The organism is Mesorhizobium sp. M1006, assembly GCF_040318825.1.
Classification (GTDB): domain Bacteria; phylum Pseudomonadota; class Alphaproteobacteria; order Rhizobiales; family Rhizobiaceae; genus Mesorhizobium.
The window spans coordinates 1-698 of record NZ_JAMYMZ010000160.1 but is presented as its reverse complement, the minus strand read 5'-3'; the positions used below and the strand labels follow the sequence as shown (position 1 = coordinate 698).

Sequence of the window (698 nt, the reverse complement as noted above, 5' to 3'; positions counted from 1 at the left end):
ATATGACGGCCAGAGGCTATTCGATTTATTCGAATCCCATATCACCGCACCGGAAAACACTGTGCGCTGGAGCTGGAAGCAGGGCGATGTCGCTATCTGGGATAACCGCGCCACGATGCATTATGCGGTTAGGGATTATGGCGACCAGCCTCGGATCGTCCGTCGCGTGGCAATCGATGGTGAGGTACCCGTCGGCGTTGACGGTCGTTGTAGTGTAGCGCGTATCAAGATCATCAAGCAGCCGCCCGCCAATGTTGTCTAGCAGTTCGCAAATTTGGTGGAGGTCGAGCTAGCCCAGACTCTGCTCAGCCGCGCGTCGTAAGCGCTCGGTGGCCGTTGTGGCCGAGTTCTTGAAGGTTTGGGAACGGAGCTGCCGCGCATCTCGGGAAATTCAAAACTGATCAAACTATCGGTACGTCACGGTGTCGCCAGGTTCTCGTTCACTCCTTCGACGGGCGTGATGCAACATATCGAACGGACCATCAGACCCCAACAATTGCGCAAAAAGCGCCTTTGGCCGCGGCAGGACACGGGCACCACCGCCGCGTTCTTGCCTAAGGCAAAATAAACGACATGCCTGCGTTTGCCTAGCCGACACAGGCGCAAGGTTGCCAAGAGATGATGGGGCGCCACATCGAACAAATGCAAGTAACCACTATAGGCGGCAGTTTCTCTGGCAGGCGCCGGCCATCTGAAAA

Annotated in this window: 1 protein-coding gene; it reads left to right on the top strand. The window is 56.4% G+C overall.

The window, feature by feature from the left end; genetic code table 11:
• A partial coding sequence (locus NKH60_RS35030) for a TauD/TfdA dioxygenase family protein (RefSeq protein WP_352875143.1) occupies positions 1-262 on the top strand: 262 nt, incomplete at its 5' end.
• Positions 263-698: the final 436 nt, after the last annotated feature.